This window comes from Aphanothece microscopica RSMan92 (assembly GCF_046613545.2).
Classification (GTDB): domain Bacteria; phylum Cyanobacteriota; class Cyanobacteriia; order PCC-6307; family Cyanobiaceae; genus NIES-981.
In genome coordinates, this window is record NZ_JBKKKY020000464.1 from 1 (window position 1) to 492 (window position 492).

1 protein-coding gene is annotated in these 492 nt (G+C 68.1%); it reads right to left on the reverse strand.

Features of this window, described 5'->3' with window-relative positions; genetic code table 11:
• On the reverse strand, window positions 1–492 hold a 492-nt coding region (locus ACLD7X_RS18565; protein WP_411425155.1), incomplete at both ends, for a hypothetical protein.

Here is a 492-nt window from a genome sequence, read left to right on the forward strand (position 1 = left end):
CGATCAGGTTGCTGATCGTGACGCCACCCTCACCGGAGGTCGTCAGCAGCGTGCCATCGGCCAGCGCCTCGGCATCCACCGTCGCCGTCTTGCCGACCGCAACGCTGATCGTCGTCGCCGCAGAGCCGGTCGTGATCGACACATTGTCGACCACTGCCGCCGACACCGTCCCCGTCGCGACGGACGCATCCAGGTCCGCCGCAAGGTCCGTCACCGTGAAGGCACCCGCCCCCAGCAGCACGATCGTGTCGCCATCGGCCAGCGAGCCGTTGTCCACCGTGATCGCCTGCGACGAGGTGATCGTCGTGCTGACCGGGCCTGCCGAACCATCATCGTCCAGCGTCACCGACACCGCGCCGATCGCGGTGTTCGCCAGGTCACCGATCAGGTTGCTGATCGTGACGCCACCCTCACCGGAGGTCGTCAGCAGCGTGCCATCGGCCAGCGCCTCGGCATCCACCGTCGCCGTCTTGCCGACCGCAACGCTGATCG